This is a genomic window from Flavobacterium panacagri, assembly GCF_030378165.1.
Lineage (GTDB): Bacteria > Bacteroidota > Bacteroidia > Flavobacteriales > Flavobacteriaceae > Flavobacterium > Flavobacterium panacagri.
Genome location: NZ_CP119766.1, coordinates 4039729 through 4056607, shown reverse-complemented (window position 1 = coordinate 4056607; position 16879 = coordinate 4039729). Strand labels below are relative to the sequence as shown.

Sequence of the window (16879 nt, the reverse complement as noted above, 5' to 3'; positions counted from 1 at the left end):
ATTAAAGACACTAGTTTTCTTTTTAATAATAATGTTTTCCATAGTCGCCTATTCACAAAATATTCCTGTATATAAAACCAATAATCCAATAAGAATTGATGGAAATTTATCCGATTGGGATAAACCTTTTTTAGGGCCTTTTGTTATTCATAATTCTGGAGAAAAGGCTTTGCAAAATACTTATGTTTCTTTTTTATGGAATGATGAAAATCTGTATATCGCATACAATTGCACCGATTCAGATATCATTGGAAAACCACAAACCAAAGACGCACAAATCTTTTACACTGATGATTTAGTGGAAATTTTTCTAGATCCGGATGGAGATGGACAAAATTATGTAGAAATAGGTGTAAATGCTTTTTCAACCAATTATGATCTACTTTTGAGATGTATTTCGCCTGAATGCGGAGGATGGAAAACAGAAACAGGCTTTAACATTAAAGGAATGGAAACAGTCAGCAATATAAATCCAGAAGGTTATACCGTTGAAATTAAAATTCCTTTTGCAAGTTTAGAAAAAATTAAAAATGCTAATTTTTCTAAACCAAAAACAGGTACAAAATGGAAAGCAAATGTTTTTAGAATTGATTATGGAAAAATGATTGAATACCAAGCATTACAACCTTATAAGAGCTTAAAATTTGGTTTTCATCAGCCGGAAGAATTTGCTGTTTTTGAGTTTTTGGAATAGTTAGTTTAATCGTCTAGCTTGTAATTTCGACCGAAGGGAGAAATCACATCAGTTAATCGACAAAGATTGGAGATATACTTTGCGGAGTTTCTAGTGCGATTTCTCCCTTCGGTCGAAATGACAAGACTTGTTCTAAATATTACTTTTGACGCTTCTTCAAAACTTCAACAACATCATTCAATTGATATCCTTTTGCTTGCAATAAAATTAAATAATGAAATAGCAAATCGGCGCTTTCGCTAAGGAATAAATCATCATTATTATCTTTTGCTTCAATTACGACTTCGACTGCTTCTTCACCAACTTTCTGCGCGATTTTATTAATTCCTTTTTCAAATAGAGAAGCGACATAACTTTTCTCCGAATCAGCATTTTCTCTTCTAATTTTGATTGTGTTTTCTAAATGAGAAATAAAACCATAATTTACATCATTTGGTTCCTGCCAGCAAGTATCGGCACCTGTGTGACATGTTGGGCCTACAGGTTTTGCCTGAATCAAAAGCGTATCGCCATCGCAGTCATTTTTGATGCTAACCAAATTCAAAAAATTGCCACTCTCCTCGCCTTTCGTCCAAAGTCTTTGTTTGGAACGGCTGAAGAAAGTTACTTTCTGCGTTTCTATTGTTTTTTGAAGCGATTCTTCGTTCATATAACCCAGCATCAAAACATTTTTTGTTTCTGAATCCTGAATTATCGCTGGAATTAATCCGTGTGCGCTTTTGATATCAATTTCCATTTAATATTAGATTTTAGATTTTAGATTTTAGATTTCCAAAATCATGTTATTTTTAGATTTTTTGGAATTTGGAATTTGAGATTGAAAATTTGTTTTTTTATAACCTTACTTCAATTCCATTATTCTTAAGTTCCTGTTTCAAAACTTTAATTTCAATTTCTTTAAAATGAAAAACACTTGCTGCTAAAGCGGCATCTGCTTTTCCTTCTTTAAAAGAATCTACAAAATGTTGTATGTTTCCTGCTCCTCCAGAAGCAATTATTGGAATATTAACTAATTCTGAAAGTTTAGCCAAAGCTTCATTTGCAAAACCATTTTTAGTTCCGTCGTTATCCATTGATGTAAACAGGATTTCTCCCGCACCACGTTCTGCTACTTCAACAGCCCAATCGAATAAATTTAATTCCGTAGGCACTTTTCCTCCAACTAAATGTACTATCCATTGTCCGTCAATTTGTTTAGCATCAATTGCTACAACAACACACTGACTTCCAAATTTCTGTGCTAAATCGTTTATCAACTGCGGATTTTTTACTGCCGATGAATTAATCGAAACTTTATCAGCTCCATTATTCAGCAGAATATCGACGTCTTCAACAGATGAAATTCCACCTCCAACCGTAAACGGAATATTGATTTTCTCTGCAACGCTTCGCACCATATTTACCAGTGTTTTGCGTCGTTCTTCAGTTGCTGAAATATCCAGAAAAACCAATTCGTCCGCACCTTCACCCGAGTAAATTTCAGCCAATTCTACCGGATCTCCAGCATCACGCAAATCAACGAAATTAACGCCTTTTACAGTTCTTCCGTTTTTTATATCTAAGCAAGGTATAATTCTTTTTGCTAACATGTTTAATGTTTATTGTTGGTTGTTTATTGTTTTTGGTTCGTATCGTAAATATAAACCAAAAACAATAAACTATAAACCAATTATATAGTTCTCTAATTGTTTCAAGCTGATTCTTCCTTCGTAAATCGCTTTTCCGATTATCGTTCCTTCACAACCTAATTCAGCTAATTTCGGCAATTCTTCAAAAGTTGAAATTCCTCCTGAAGCGATTAATTTTACTCCCTTAGCTTCTGCTAAAATTTTACTGTATAAATCAAAACTTGGGCCTTGAAGCATTCCGTCTTTAGCAATATCAGTACATATAACGTACTGAATTCCTTTTGACTGATAGTCTTGAATAAATGGCACTAAATCTTCGTTTGATTCTTCTAACCAGCCAGAAACCGCAATTTTTTCGTCTTTAGCATCAGCGCCTAAAATTATTTTATCTGAGCCGTATTCTGAAATCCATTTTTCGAAAATTGCTCTGTTTTTTACTGCAATACTTCCACCTGTAATTTGGTTTGCACCGCTTTCAAAAGCAATTCTCAAATCATCATCCGATTTTAAGCCACCTCCAAAATCAATTTTTAAACTGGTTTGTGTGGCAATTTGCTCTAAGATTCTATAGTTGACAATTTTACTTGATTTAGCACCATCTAAATCTACTAAATGAAGATATTCAATTCCGTGAGCTTCAAATGATTTCGCCACTTCAAGCGGGTTTTCATTGTAAATTATTTTGGTATCATAATCGCCTTTGGACAAACGAACACATTTTCCGTCAATTATATCTATGGCTGGTATTATTCTCATTTTTTGATATTTTAGATTTTAGAGTTCAGATTTTAGTCCCGATAGCTATCGGGAGGATATTTTGATTGAAATTGATTTTTGATCTTTAAATTAGATTTTAAGGAAATTGCCTAATATTTTCTCCCCAACATCACCACTTTTCTCTGGATGAAATTGAGTTCCGTAAAAATTATCTTTTTGTAATGCAGATGCATATTCAACATCGTAATTTGTTGTAGCAATAGATTCTTCGCAATTTGGCGCATAAAAACTATGAACCAAATACATAAATTCATTTTCTGAAATATCTTTGAACAAATCCGATTTCAAATCATAAATCTGATTCCAGCCCATTTGCGGAGCTTTTACTTTGTTGGAGAATTTTAAAACATCAACATCAAAAATTCCCAAACCTTCTGTATTTCCTTCTTCGGTTTTATTACACATTAACTGCATTCCGAGACAGATTCCTAAAACGGGTTGTTTCAATTCTGGAATTAAACTGTCTAAACCACTTTCACGAAGTTTAGTCATCGCTGAACTCGCCTCGCCCACACCAGGAAAAATCACTTTCTCAGCTGATTTTATTTCTTCAGGATCATTACTCAGAACAGCTTTAAACCCCAATCTTTCAATGGCAAACATAATGCTCTGAATATTTCCTGCTCCGTAATTTATAATTACTATTTTCATTTAATTTTTGTTTGTTTTGTTTCAGATTTCAGGTTATTCAACAAAACCTGAAACTTTAATCTGAAAACAAAATTTGATGTTGTTTAATATAATTTATCTGAATTCGTATTTAACAAACCTATAAATTCTTCAAATGTTTCACATACTTTTTCGTTTGTGGTATTCATGAAAATTCCATTTTTGCTCTTCATATAACCCATAGAATGAGAATTTATTAAATAATCGCAAAAAGCAATGTAATCAAGATTCTGTTCTAATTTATAGTCTTCATATATTCTTTCTAAAGACCACAATGAAATCATATTTTTATTCCATTCAAAATCTACAAATCCGTTTACTTTCAAATAAAAAGATTTAAAGTCTTTTGGAAATTTAAAATTTATTTTCTTTTCAAATTCTAAAATTAATTCCTCTGAAGCAGCAGATTGTAATTTTATACCTGCTTCATTCCAAATAGATATTGTATAATTAAATAAATCCATAAAAAAATACATTTTAGACAACCAGAAACTTGAAACTTTAAACTTGAAACAAATTTTATTAAAGCATCCCTTTCGTCGAAGGCAAAATCATTTTTTCTGTATCTCTTTTTACGGCTACTTTTATGGCTTTTGCAAAAGCTTTAAAAATGGCTTCGATTTTGTGATGTTCGTTGATTCCTTCTGCTTTGATATTTAAATTGGCTTTTGCTCCATCTGTAAACGATTTAAAGAAATGATAAAACATTTCTGTTGGCATTTTACCTACCATTTCGCGTTTGAATTCCGTTTCCCAAATTAGCCAGTTTCTTCCTCCGAAGTCAATTGCAGCCTGCGCTAAACAATCATCCATTGGAAGACAGAATCCGTAACGCTCAATCCCTAGTTTATTTCCTAAAGCTTTAGCGAAAACCTCTCCTAAAGCAATTGCTGTATCTTCTATTGTGTGGTGCTCATCAACTTCTAAATCGCCTTTTACAAGGATTTCCAAGTCCATTTGTCCGTGACGCGAGATTTGATCCAACATGTGGTCAAAAAAGGCAATTCCAGTGTCGATTTTGCTTTTTCCAGTTCCGTCAAGATTCAGATTGATGTAAATATCAGTTTCATTTGTTTTTCTTGTAATGGATGCTGAACGTGCTTCTAATTTTAAAAACTCATAAATCGTTTTCCAATCCATTGACTGTAAAACAATTGTTTCGTCTAATTCTTCACGTTTTGCTGCAATTTCGTTGCTACCAGCTCCATCCGTATCGTTCATAAAAATGGCTTTTGCTCCAAGGTTTTTAGCCAATTCTACATCGGTTAAACGATCGCCTAAAACAAAAGAATTAGCTAAATCATATTCTGGATTATTTAAATATTTAGTCAGCATTCCGGTTCTAGGTTTGCGAGTTGGCGCGTTTTCTTCTGGAAAAGATCGATCAACAAAAATTTCATCAAATAAAACACCTTCGTTTTCAAAGGCTCTTAAAATAAAATTCTGCGTTGGCCAGAATGTGTCTTCAGGAAAACTATCGGTTCCTAATCCGTCCTGATTGGTTACCATTGCTAGTTCGTAATCTAGTTCATTGGCAATTTTTGCCAAATATTGAAAAGCTTTTGGATAAAATTCTAGTTTATCCAAGCTGTCTAATTGATAATTTTCAGGTTCTAAAACAATCGTTCCGTCACGATCGATAAAAAGTACTTTTTTCATAATTTATATTTTTTTCTGCCACGAATTCACGAATTATACTAAATTTCATTGACGAAATAACTTTGTGTTCTTTGCGTAATTCTTTGCGAACTTTGCGGTTAAATAAAACCTAGTTCAGCAACTTCAATTCTCTAATTACAACCGCATTTTCTTCTTTTGTTCCAATGGTAAAACGGAGACAATTTTCGCATAAAGGTTGTGTGGTTCTGTTACGAATTACAATTCCTTTTTCAATTAATTGATCGTATCTTTTATTGGCATCATCTACTTTTGCTAAGATAAAATTGGCTTCTGTTGGATACACTTTTTCTACAAAATTCACTTCAAGCAAAACTTTAAGTAATTCTTCTCTTTGTTCAATAATAGAAGCAATTTCTTGTTTTATTTTTTCTGAATCTTTTAAACGTTCAATTGCTCTTTGCTGTGTTAATTCGTTTACGTTGTAAGGCGGTTTGATCTTATTTAAAATTGAGATTACAGCTTCAGAAGCATAACAAATTCCTAAACGAATTCCAGCCAGACCATACGCTTTTGATAGCGTTTGTGTAATTACTAAATTCGGATAAGCATCAATTTCTACCAACCAGCTTTCTTTTTCCGAAAAGTCGATGTAAGCTTCATCTATAACCACCAAACCTTTAAAGTTTTGAAGCAATTTCACTACACTTTCATCTGAAAATGAATTTCCTGTCGGATTATTTGGAGAGCACAAAAAGATGATTTTTGTATTGTGATCAACTGCTTCTAAAATCTTCTCAACTTGTGGCTGAAAATCTATTGTAAGTAAAACTTCCCTGTTTTCAACTGCATTAATATTAGCCAAAACGCCGTACATTCCGTAAGTTGGAGGCAGTGAAATAATATTGTCCTTATTAGGTTCGCAGAAAGCCCTGAAAAGCAAATCAAGCACTTCATCGCTTCCGTTTCCTAATAAAATCTGACTTTGTTTTGTCAAATTATTTTTTGCTAAAATCGCTTTAACTGAATTTTGTTGTGGGTCGGGATATCTATTTACGCCATTTTGATACGGATTTTCATTGGCATCCAAAAAAATCATTTCGGCTGTATCAAAATCTTCAAACTCATCTCTTGCAGAAGAATAGGGTTTTAACGATTTTACGTTTTCACGTGTAATTGTATTTATATCGAAAGTATTCATTCTAATTTCTTTATTCCTGCAAGGTTTTCAAAACCTTGTAGGTATTATTTATTAAGCTTCTAAATCGTAAATCTATTTAGACCTACGAGGTTTTGGAAACCTCACAGGACTGCAGACGTAAAGTTACCGCGTTTTTATGTGCCTGTAATCCTTCGGCTTCAGCCATCAATTCTATTGCTTTTCCAATATTCTGAATTCCTTTTTCAGATATTTTCTGAAATGTCATTGATTTCATAAAGCTATCCAGGTTTACACCGCTGTAGTTTTTGGCATAACCATTTGTAGGCAATGTATGATTGGTTCCTGAAGCGTAATCTCCAGCACTTTCCGGCGTGTAATTTCCAATAAATACAGAACCTGCATTTACGATTCCGTTACAGTAGAAATCATCGTATTCAGAGCAGATAATAAAGTGTTCTGGCCCGTATTCGTTGATTAAATCTAAAGCTGTCTGATCATTTTCAACATAAATCAATTTCGAGTTTTCAATCGCTTTTTCTGCAATAGCTTTCCTAGGCAATACTTCTAATTGTGATTGAACTTCTTTTTCTACTTCGTCAATCAGTTTTTTTGAAGTTGAAACCAAAATTACCTGACTATCTGTTCCGTGTTCTGCCTGAGATAATAAATCCGAAGCTACAAAAGCAGGAACTGCAGTATCATCAGCAACAATTAATAATTCTGATGGTCCAGCCGGCATATCTATTGCAACACCAAACTGAGTCGCTAATTGTTTTGCTACCGTTACAAACTGATTTCCTGGCCCAAATATTTTATATACTTTAGGAATTGACTGTGTTCCAAATGTCATTCCTGCAATTGCCTGAATTCCGCCTACTTTTAGGATTTTAGTAACACCGCATAAATTTGCTGCGTATAAAATAGCTGGATTTATTTTTCCTTTTTTATCAGGAGGAGAACACAATACGATTTCTTTACAACCTGCAATTTCAGCCGGAACAGCCAACATTAAAACTGTTGAAAACAAAGGTGCAGTTCCGCCTGGAATGTATAAACCAATTTTTTGAATTGGTCTTTTTTCCTGCCAGCAATTTACGCCTTCGATAGTTTCAACTTCAACTCTATCGGTTTTCTGAGCTTTGTGAAATTTATAAATGTTATTTTTTGCTAATTCAATCGCTTCTTTTAATTCACTTGGAATCAAATTAACTGCTTCTGAAATTTCTTCTGAAGTTACTTCGTAATTCTCTAATGAGATTCCGTCAAAAATCGAAGTATATTTTGCAACAGCTTCATCTCCTTTTTTCTGAACTTCCCTGAAGATTTCTTTTACCGTAATCTCAATATCGTCAATGGTTTGAGTTGGTCTTTTTAATATATCTGACCAGGTTTCTGGTTTTGGATTATTTATCTTGTTCATGCTTTTGTGTTTTTACCCTCGCAACTTTTTTACCGCAAAGTGCACAAGGTTTTTTATTTTCTTTGTCTAAAAAAAGTTCGTAAAGCTGTTCTCTAAAATTAAGTATTGAAATTTAGCTTTTTGAAATTGTATATTTTCCTTTTTTTATAGTACCATTTTCTCAATTGGACAAACTAAAATTCCTTCTGCTCCTACTTCTTTCAATTGATCTATTACATCCCAAAAGGTATCTTTATCGATTACAGAGTGAACACTGCTCCAACCTTCTTGTGCCAAAGGAAGAACCGTTAAACTTCTTAAAACCGGAAGAATTTTTCCAACTGCATCGATTTTATCATTAGGAACGTTCATCAAAATATATTTAGAATTTCTTGCTCTTAAAACCGCCTGAATTCTGAATTTCAAAGTATCAATGTGTTTTTGGATTTCCGGAGAAACTTTTGGAGAAACAGCTAAAACCGCTTCACTTTTTAAGATAACTTCAACTTCTTTTAAATTGTTTTTAAACAAAGTACTGCCACTTGAAACAATATCTACAATCGCGTCTGCAAGACCAATATTTGGTGCAATTTCCACAGAACCTGAAATTTGGTGAATATCTACAGTTAAACCGAATTTACTAAAATATTCGTTAACTGTATTCGGATAAGATGTTGCAATTCTTAAACCTGCTAAATCTTGTACAGAATTGTATTCGAATGTTTTAGGAACTGCTACTGAAACCTTACATTTAGAAAAACCCAGTTTTTGAATTACTTCAATTCCTTTTCCTTTTTCTACTAAAAGATTGTCGCCAACAATAGCTAAATCTACTACTCCGTCAATCAAATATTGCGGAATATCTGAATTTCTTAAATATAAAACTTCAAGAGGAAAATTGGAAGCTTCAGCTTTTAACTGGTCAATTCCGTTGTTGATTGAGATGCCGCAGTCTTTTAAGATTTGAATGCTGTCTTCGTTTAAACGTCCAGATTTTTGAATTGCAATTTTTAAAGTACTCATTTTTTTAGTTGTTTGTTGGTTTAGAGTTTGAGTACAAAGAGTTAGAATTAAAAAACCCGTTTGATGTACTCAAACGGGTTTTAAAATATGATGATTTACACGCATATCATTAACACATCGCTTGAGAGCAATAATGTAGATGATGCTGATGTAATTGAATTGAAATCATGATTTGTTTTGTTTTTTACTTCTTTGATTCGGTTGCAAATATAATAGATAAATTCATTAAAAAGCAATTTTTATTTTAACTTAACGATAGTTTATTGTTAAAAAACATTTCAGACTGCTTTATGCTTACTAATTTTTAAATTACTTTAACGAATTATCAAACTCATTAAAAATCAGTAAAACTTTGGTTCCTGTGCCTATCTCGCTTTCTATTTTAAATTTAACCTGAAGCAGGTCTGTCATTCGTTTTACAATAAACAATCCAAGTCCTGTTCCTTTTATTTCGGAATGATTTAAGGAATCTGACCTGAAAAACGGATTCAAAATAGATTCTAAATCCTCTTTTGCAATCCCAATTCCTTGATCTAAAACAACACAATTAATTTTATTGTTCTCTCTAGATAATGAAATCTTAACTTCAGTATGGTCTTTTGAATATTTTATTGCATTTGAAATAATATTTCGAAGAATAGTAACAATCAAATAATTGTCAGAATAAATATTAAATTCTTCTGTAGCATCTAAAATGACATTTAGTTTTTTAGTTTTTATCTTCTCTGAGTTTAAAGTCAACACATCTAAAACGATCGCATTCAAATAAACATTCTCCTGACGAATATTCTGTTTTTGATTTTCAAAACGAGCCATCATTAATAGTTGATCGACCAAAGAATTTAGATGATCCACTTCATTAATACAATAATTTATTTTTTCTTCATATTCCTTACTATCTCTAGGTTTACGTATCAGTACTTCAAGTGTTCCTTTAATTACAGTTAAAGGTGTTCGCAACTCATGAGAAGCGTCTGAAGTGAATTGTTTTTCACGTTCTATTGCATCTTCAATTCGGTTTAATAAATTATTGATTGTTTTAGAAAGTGTAAACAATTCATCCCTTGTTTTTGGAAGTGGAATCCTTGTTTTTAAATTATCTTTTGTAATAATTTTTGAGGTATTTATGATCTCATTTATCGGCTTTATACTTCGTCCAGCAAAGAAACGAGCCAGAAAAAACAGCAACAATAAAATAATTGGAAACGCAATCATTAATGTATCCAGTAAATTCTCTAAAACTTTTGAAGAATCTGATAATGACATTGCAATGATCAAATACCCAATTTTCTTTTCCTTTAAATGAAGCGGAACTTGAATCTGACGAATTTTACTTCCTAATAATTTGGTATCAAAAAGCTGAAAATGTTCTTTGTTTTCATGAAAAATCAGTTTTTCATTCTTTAAATTAGGCGACTTTTCAATGATCTTTTTATTCAAATCCAAAAACTGGACAAAAACAGGATTTACATCAACAGAATTATGTTCCCGCTCCTCCCATTCTTCAACATCCATAAAGATTACTTTTTTGTTTTCCATCCTGATTTCCTTCAAATGATCCTGAATTTCAATATTTAAATTCTCATCAATATGATTGTAAACCGTCAGTTTTACAATAAAATAAATAGCCGAAAAAACCACCAAAACCAAAAGTCCCGTGGTTAAAATATAATTTAAGGCAATTCTGTTTTTAAAAGATAATGAAGTCATTTTTAATCATTGGCAATATATCCAATGCCACGGATGGTTTTAATATAATCTTCCTCGATTTTAAGGTTCAGTTTTTTACGAATAGCATTCATAAAAACATCAATTACACCAGTATCATATTCGAAGTTTATCTCCCAAACATCCCTTAAAATCTGGTTTCTAGTACAGACTTTTCCTTTATGCTGAATCAAATAGGTCAACAATTCGAATTCTCTCTGAGTAAGTGAAATTTCTTCTTCTCCTTTTAAAACAATATGCTTTGATAAATCAATCGTAATTGTTCCAAGCGTTAAGATTTCGGTTTGTTTTTTGTTTCTGAAATGAACTTTTATACGTTCTACCAGTTCCTCAAAACTAAACGGTTTTTTGATATAATCATTTGCTCCGGCTTTTAAGCCTTCAATTGTCTCCTGAACGGTATCTTTAGCGGTTAGAAAAATAATTGGAGTGGTTTGATCTTTGACCCTAATGGCTTTACAAAGATCTAGTCCATTAATTTTTGGAAGCATCCAATCCAACAGAATCAAATCAAATTTTTGTTCCTGAACCACCTCAAAGCCTTTAGAACCATCATTTGCTGTGGTTACCTGATAACCTTCTTCCTGTAAACCCTGTTTAAGAAACTGAACAATTCCTAGTTCGTCTTCAACTATTAAAATATGCATGTATCGTATTTTATTAAGATTCGCATTAATTTTTCTGTACCAAAGATATATTATTTAAAAATCACAGCTAAACTGTTAACTTAAAGATATAAAGAAAACCAATATCTTAAGCAAACTTTAAGTTAATGCTAAGTAAGGTTAAAGTCGAACTTAATCTCACGTTAATGAATCGAAACTAATTTTGTAAAAAAATATTGATAATGACTTTTTACAAAAAACTTTCGCCTTTTTACAATCTGGCCCTATTGTACTTTATTGTGAGTTTCGTATTGAGAATAGTACTTCTTTTTCATCCTATTACTCAAAGTTCATTTACATTTTCTGAAAGCTTGAAAATCTTTAGTTTAGGTTTGATTTCAGATTTTTTTGTATTTGTTTTAGCTTCGTCATTCCTGTGGCTTTATCTTATTCTTATTTCCAATTCTAAGTACAATAAGCCATACGGGTATATTATTCTTGGAGGCTTTATTACACTTTTAATTTATATCGCGTCTGGAAAAAGTATTTTTGATGAATATGGTGGCGCTTTACCTAAAATCGTATTAATTTTTGTTTCGATTAAAACGTTTTTGTTTTCATTATTTCTTTTTTTACCAAAACAGAGAACTAAAATTAGGTTCTGGCTTTTTGCTTTTGTGATCTTTTTGTATGTTTTATTGATTTTACAAAATGCAATTAGCGAGTTTTTCTTTTGGAATGAATTTGGTGTAAAATACAATTTCATTGCAGTTAATTACTTAATATACACAAATGAAGTTATAGGAAACATTATGCAGTCTTATCCTGTTTTGCCAATATTTTCTGTATTGTTTATTATTACTGGAACGATTACTTATTTCATTATTAAGTATTCACGAAACTATATCGATCAAATTCCAAACATTTCCGAAAAACTAAAAATTTCGGCTGTTTACTGCACCTTATTTGTTTTCTCTTTATTTGCAATTCCTAGTCTAGCCAAAACAGAAAACTCTAAAAATATTTTTGTTAACGAATTGCAGTCTAACGGAATCTACAAGTTCTATCTCGCCTTTCAGAACAACAAATTAGATTATTTCAAGTTCTATAAAACTATTCCAGATCAAAAAGCTTTTGCCCTTTTAAAACAGCAAATTCCAGCAATTTCAGGACAAAACACATTGCAAAAAGTAAATAATGATTCTTTGGAAAAACGTAAAAATGTTGTTTTAATAACAGTCGAAAGTCTAAGTGCTGATTTCATGAAGATGTACGGAAACCAACAAAACATAACACCTTTTTTAGATAGTTTAGCTCAAAAAAGTCTTTTGTTTACCAATGTATATGCGGCAGGAAACAGAACTGTACGCGGTCTTGAAGCTGTTACTTTGTGCTTGCCTCCTACTGCTGGAGAAAGTGTTGTCAAAAGAGAAGATAACAAAAATAAATTTTCGACAGGATCTGTTTTCCGTAAAAAGGGATATAATGTAAAATTTATGTACGGTGGAGATGCTTTCTTTGACAATATGCAGGATTTTTATTCTGGAAACGGATATCAGATTATTGATAAATCGAGTTTTGAGCCTAAAGAAATTACTTTCTCAAATGTGTGGGGTGTTTGTGATGAAGACATGTATAATAAAGCAATAAAAATCATGAATTCTGAAGCAAAGCAAAATAAGCCTTTCTTCAATCATATTATGACAGTTAGCAATCACAGACCTTTTACTTATCCGAACAATAAAATTGATATACCAGGAAACATCAAATCTCGTGACGGTGGTGTAAAATATACTGATTACGCTCTTAAACAGTTTTTCGCTAAAGCCCAAAAACAGCCTTGGTTTAAAAATACTGTTTTTGTAATTGTGGCAGATCACTGCGCTTCAAGCGCTGGAAAAACAGAACTTCCGTTGGATAAATATCGAATTCCTGCTCTAATCTATTCTTCAGATATTAAACCTGAAAAATATAACCAATTAATGTCGCAGATTGATATTATGCCAACTTTATTCGGATTGCTGAATTTTGATTATGATAGTAAATTTTTTGGCCAAGACGTTTTTAAACCCGATTATCAGCCAAGAGCTCTTATTGCGACTTATCAGGATTTAGGATTAATTAAAGACAATGTTTTGACTATCTTATCTCCAAAACAGCAGATTAAACAATTTCAATTAAAGCTTAATAAAAAAGATGGAGTTTTGCCGGAATTTCAAATCTATTACGATCAAATTCCTTTAAAATCAGAAAACAAAAATTTAGTCGATGAAACGATTGCTTTTTATCAATCTGCTTCTTATGTACTAAAGAAAAAGGAATACCAGTTTAAAGATTTAAGTTTAACCGCAAAGAATGCCAAGTTATACGCAAAAAATCGCTAATAAAAAAGCCTCAAGTTCAATCACTTGAGGCTTTTTTAGTTCCAGTAAACCTGAAACTTTAAACTTGAAACAAAAATTAATCATTCTGATTTTTCATTCCGAATAAATCACCTTTTTGAAAAAGTTCCCAATCTTCTTTTAAAGCTTTAGCATTTCTTTTTGTTACTTCAGGCGAATCTAAACCACTCAAATCTGGTTTTCCTGCATTTACCCATGCCGTATACCAAAAACTTGCCGTTGCAGTGATTGCTTTTTTCATTTGGCTTTCAACCATTCCGTTTAGTTGCTCGTGAAGTTTTTTAGCGTATTCATCAGAAAAAAGAGCAGTATTATATTTACTTTTCATGACTTTCCCGTCGGCATCCATTTTAAAAACTTGATTTTCTGGAGTAGCAGTTCTTAATTTTTTATCGATATCTAATAAAGGCTGTGCTAAACTATGCGTATCATTAATCATATCCCAAATTGCTTTATGAACATCTTCATAATAATGAGCATAAGGAACATTTAATTTATAATTTTTAGCAAATAACTCAGGAAGTCTACTCTCCCAAAGAGAATGGATTCCTTTTTGATCCGTCAATTGTCCATCATGATTAGCAGAAGTATGTAACGGCATGTGCGCATCACCAATATAATGACCTAAATCTGCAGCAAGAAACAAGATTTCTGCTCTATTTTTATCTTTAAAAGCTTTAGTTAACTTTGCCATCATATCTTCAATATACCAAGGCAAAATACCGTTATCACTTAAGAACTTAGCATCATATTTTTTCTTAGCCTCTTCTAAATTTTGTGGATAAGTATCAGCAGAACCAAAGTTTTCCATATCAAAATAATGTCTTGGACCTTCCTCTTTATAACTTAAAGCATATTTACGAATATCAGGTACTGAAGCTTCTTGCGTAATAAAATCGATATGATTATAAAAGAATTCCTGAAGTGGATATGGCAGTGCCATTACAGCAGCTTTATTAATTCTTTCATGACCAACAATTCCCCAGGATAAAGTAAAAAATCCAACAATTAAAGCACAAATAGCAATTAGTTTTGGATTAGATTTGAAGTTTTTCATTTTTGTTTTTGTATTAGAGGGGCAAATTTACCTTATTTATGGATAATTCAAACAATAACCATTCAAGATTATTAAAATTATTTTTTTTGAAATTTTAGAACCATTTAAGTAACATAAATTCATCTCAAAAAAGATTTTTCTTTCGTAAGTTTGTTAATGGACTAAATCTTGCAAACATGCGTTTTACTTTTCTAAATGTAATCTTCTTTTTATCAGCTATTTGTTTTGCTCAGGAAAATGATATAAAACCTAAAAATATCAGTGATACTATTCTAAATACAAAAAGAACACTTAGGTTTTCTGATCCTTTTAATGAAGAAAGGATCATGCAGAAATTATTTCCAGGCAAATTATATCATCTTGCAAATAAAAATACTTTTGTAAGCTGGATTTGTAAAACATGCAAACCCGCTCCTTTTTTAGATGTTAATGGTGTAGAAGGCGATCAAATGTTTCCTTATACTGATGGTGTAGCAACAAGGCTTCTTGCTAATATTGATTATTCAGATTCTAAAGATAATAAGTTTAAAATTATTGCTTTTAACCATTCTGTTCACGACGAAGATGGTTTACAAACGGGACGCTTTTCTGGTGGATTGCTGGGGATCGCTAAATTTGCTAAAAATGGAAAAATCTGGGAAATGAGGTCTTTTCAGCCCGCTGTTGCCGCGTTTGGTGCATTTGCACAATGTCCTACACCTAAAATTGTAGAAATTGGAGAAGATCAGTTTGCTTTTACGTTATCGCATATCAATGGTGGCGCAGGTGGTCCTTATGAGGGTTATCTCTATCTTGTAGCTGGTTTTGACGGTAAATATCAGATTATTATGGAAGTTCCTGCTTATCACTTAACTAATGTCGCCAGTATAAATTGGTCAGGTTCTTATAAAGTTTTAGATGATGGCGCAAAAAAACATTTTAGAGATATTATTGTCACCACTAATGGCACTTTTAATAAAGATGCAAAAGCAGAAGATGAATTTGAAGCTTCAATTCCGCAAGAAATTGCTGCAATGGCTAAAACCAAAACTAAATTTGATTTTGAAATAGAAAGACGTTATTCTTTTAAAGGTAAGTCCTATCAGATGATAGGAAAACCTGTTGTGAAATTCACAAATTTAAAATAGTTTAACTCAAATAAAGAATCGATCCTAAAGCCAAAACAGCAATAAATATCCATAAAAAGACACCCTGTAACAAAGGCTTTACTCCTACCGCTTTTAAAGTTGCGAAATTTAAGGTTGCACCAATTAGAAATAATGTAATTGTTAAACCAATTTTAGCAATTCCGACAATATGTGAAGCAAAAACATTAATTGAAGGAACATAAGTATTTAAAAGCATTGCAACAATAAATAAGCCTATAAAATACGGGGTTTTAATTTTAGAATTCTTGTTTTTAAAGACAAAAGCTGTCAGTAGAGATATTGGAATAATCCATAAAGCCCTTGCCAATTTCACTGTTGTAGCCACTTGTAAAGCTTCTGCTCCGTATTTATTTGCAGCTCCGACAACAGAACTGGTATCATGAATAGCAATAGCGCACCATAAACCAAAATCTTTTTGAGAGAGATCTAATTGATGTCCGATAAACGGAAATACAAACAAAGCTATAGAATTCAATATGAAAATGACTCCCAAAGCAATTGAAGTCTGATTTTCGTTTGATTTAATTACAGGTGCAATAGCTGCAATGGCACTTCCGCCACAAATAGCAGTACCACAAGAAATTAAATGGGAAGTCTTTTTTTCTGTCTGCAGCCATTTCCCAAGAAGAAAACCAAAAATTAAAGTACTAAAAATTGAAAGAATAGTAAGTGCAAAACCTTCTTTTCCTGCCGAAACAGCACTATAAGCATTCATTCCAAATCCTAAACCAACAACTGAAAATTGTAATAGAAATGTTATTGCTTTATGATTGAATTCTACAAATGGATTTCCGAAAATGTTTACTAGCAAAACTCCTAACAATAAAGCTATTGGAGGCGAAATAATCGAAAACAAACACAAAAGAATTACTATAGTAAAAAGTACCTGCTGTAATGAATGGTTAATTTCAAGTAAATGCGTCGATGTTTGTTGTTTTGTTTTCAAAATAGGATAATTGATAATTACCCT

General features: G+C 32.1%; 16 protein-coding genes. 3 read left to right on the top strand and 13 right to left on the bottom strand.

Going from position 1 to position 16879, the window contains the following annotated elements; all coding sequences use genetic code 11:
* Positions 1–31: 31 nt before the first annotated feature.
* Positions 32–694 (top strand): carbohydrate-binding family 9-like protein, encoded by a 663-nt coding sequence (locus tag P2W65_RS17840; protein WP_289659722.1) that lies wholly within the window; start codon positions 32–34, stop codon positions 692–694.
* 139 nt (positions 695–833) lie between these two features.
* Here the strand turns inward: P2W65_RS17840 and hisIE are convergent, their stop codons facing one another.
* The 11 genes from hisIE to P2W65_RS17785 form a co-directional block, all read right to left on the bottom strand.
* The gene (gene hisIE / locus P2W65_RS17835) at positions 834–1430 is read right to left on the bottom strand and encodes a bifunctional phosphoribosyl-AMP cyclohydrolase/phosphoribosyl-ATP diphosphatase HisIE (RefSeq protein WP_289659720.1); all 597 of its coding nucleotides are present in this window, start codon (positions 1428–1430) and stop codon (positions 834–836) included.
* Positions 1431–1527: 97 nt separating this feature from the next.
* Positions 1528–2283 carry an imidazole glycerol phosphate synthase subunit HisF gene (gene hisF / locus P2W65_RS17830; RefSeq protein WP_289659718.1) on the bottom strand — a complete coding sequence of 252 codons (756 nt, stop codon included), beginning with the start codon at positions 2281–2283 and terminating at the stop codon, positions 1528–1530.
* 69 nt (positions 2284–2352) lie between these two features.
* A complete protein-coding gene (hisA, locus tag P2W65_RS17825; RefSeq protein WP_289659717.1) occupies positions 2353–3078 on the bottom strand; it encodes a 1-(5-phosphoribosyl)-5-[(5-phosphoribosylamino)methylideneamino]imidazole-4-carboxamide isomerase in 726 nt (241 codons plus the stop codon).
* Positions 3079–3168: 90 nt separating this feature from the next.
* Positions 3169–3750 carry an imidazole glycerol phosphate synthase subunit HisH gene (gene hisH, locus P2W65_RS17820; RefSeq protein WP_289659715.1) on the bottom strand — a complete coding sequence of 194 codons (582 nt, stop codon included), beginning with the start codon at positions 3748–3750 and terminating at the stop codon, positions 3169–3171.
* 83 nt (positions 3751–3833) lie between these two features.
* Positions 3834–4232: an SMI1/KNR4 family protein gene (locus P2W65_RS17815; protein WP_289659713.1), complete on the bottom strand. Its 399-nt coding sequence runs from the start codon at positions 4230–4232 to the stop codon at positions 3834–3836.
* A 58-nt stretch (positions 4233–4290) separates the two neighbouring features.
* On the bottom strand, positions 4291–5427 hold the full coding sequence (gene hisB / locus P2W65_RS17810; RefSeq protein ID WP_179004547.1) for a bifunctional histidinol-phosphatase/imidazoleglycerol-phosphate dehydratase HisB: 1137 nt from the start codon (positions 5425–5427) through the stop codon (positions 4291–4293).
* A gap of 109 nt (positions 5428–5536) precedes the next feature.
* Complete coding sequence (gene hisC, locus P2W65_RS17805; protein ID WP_289659711.1) at positions 5537–6586, bottom strand: histidinol-phosphate transaminase; 1050 nt, start codon at positions 6584–6586, stop codon at positions 5537–5539.
* Positions 6587–6668: 82 nt separating this feature from the next.
* Positions 6669–7967 (bottom strand): histidinol dehydrogenase, encoded by a 1299-nt coding sequence (hisD, locus tag P2W65_RS17800; RefSeq protein ID WP_289659709.1) that lies wholly within the window; start codon positions 7965–7967, stop codon positions 6669–6671.
* A gap of 144 nt (positions 7968–8111) precedes the next feature.
* A complete protein-coding gene (gene hisG / locus P2W65_RS17795) occupies positions 8112–8969 on the bottom strand; it encodes an ATP phosphoribosyltransferase (protein ID WP_289659707.1) in 858 nt (285 codons plus the stop codon).
* A 309-nt stretch (positions 8970–9278) separates the two neighbouring features.
* A complete protein-coding gene (locus P2W65_RS17790; RefSeq protein ID WP_289659705.1) occupies positions 9279–10679 on the bottom strand; it encodes a sensor histidine kinase in 1401 nt (466 codons plus the stop codon).
* Between the two features lie 2 nt (positions 10680–10681).
* Positions 10682–11344, bottom strand: coding sequence for a response regulator transcription factor (locus P2W65_RS17785; protein WP_289659703.1), 663 nt, complete (start codon positions 11342–11344; stop codon positions 10682–10684).
* 200 nt (positions 11345–11544) lie between these two features.
* Between P2W65_RS17785 and P2W65_RS17780 the strand changes: the two genes are divergently transcribed.
* The gene (locus P2W65_RS17780) at positions 11545–13686 is read left to right on the top strand and encodes an LTA synthase family protein (RefSeq protein ID WP_289659701.1); all 2142 of its coding nucleotides are present in this window, start codon (positions 11545–11547) and stop codon (positions 13684–13686) included.
* A 76-nt stretch (positions 13687–13762) separates the two neighbouring features.
* On the opposite strand, the gene P2W65_RS17775 is transcribed toward P2W65_RS17780, so the two are convergent.
* Complete coding sequence (locus P2W65_RS17775) at positions 13763–14761, bottom strand: zinc dependent phospholipase C family protein (protein WP_289659699.1); 999 nt, start codon at positions 14759–14761, stop codon at positions 13763–13765.
* 176 nt (positions 14762–14937) lie between these two features.
* Here P2W65_RS17775 and P2W65_RS17770 point away from each other — a divergent pair, with 176 nt between their 5' ends.
* Positions 14938–15888, top strand: a complete 951-nt coding sequence (locus P2W65_RS17770) for a hypothetical protein (protein WP_289659697.1) — start codon at positions 14938–14940, stop codon at positions 15886–15888.
* A 1-nt stretch (position 15889) separates the two neighbouring features.
* Here the strand turns inward: P2W65_RS17770 and P2W65_RS17765 are convergent, their stop codons facing one another.
* Positions 15890–16855 (bottom strand): YeiH family protein, encoded by a 966-nt coding sequence (locus tag P2W65_RS17765; protein ID WP_289659695.1) that lies wholly within the window; start codon positions 16853–16855, stop codon positions 15890–15892.
* Positions 16856–16879: the final 24 nt, after the last annotated feature.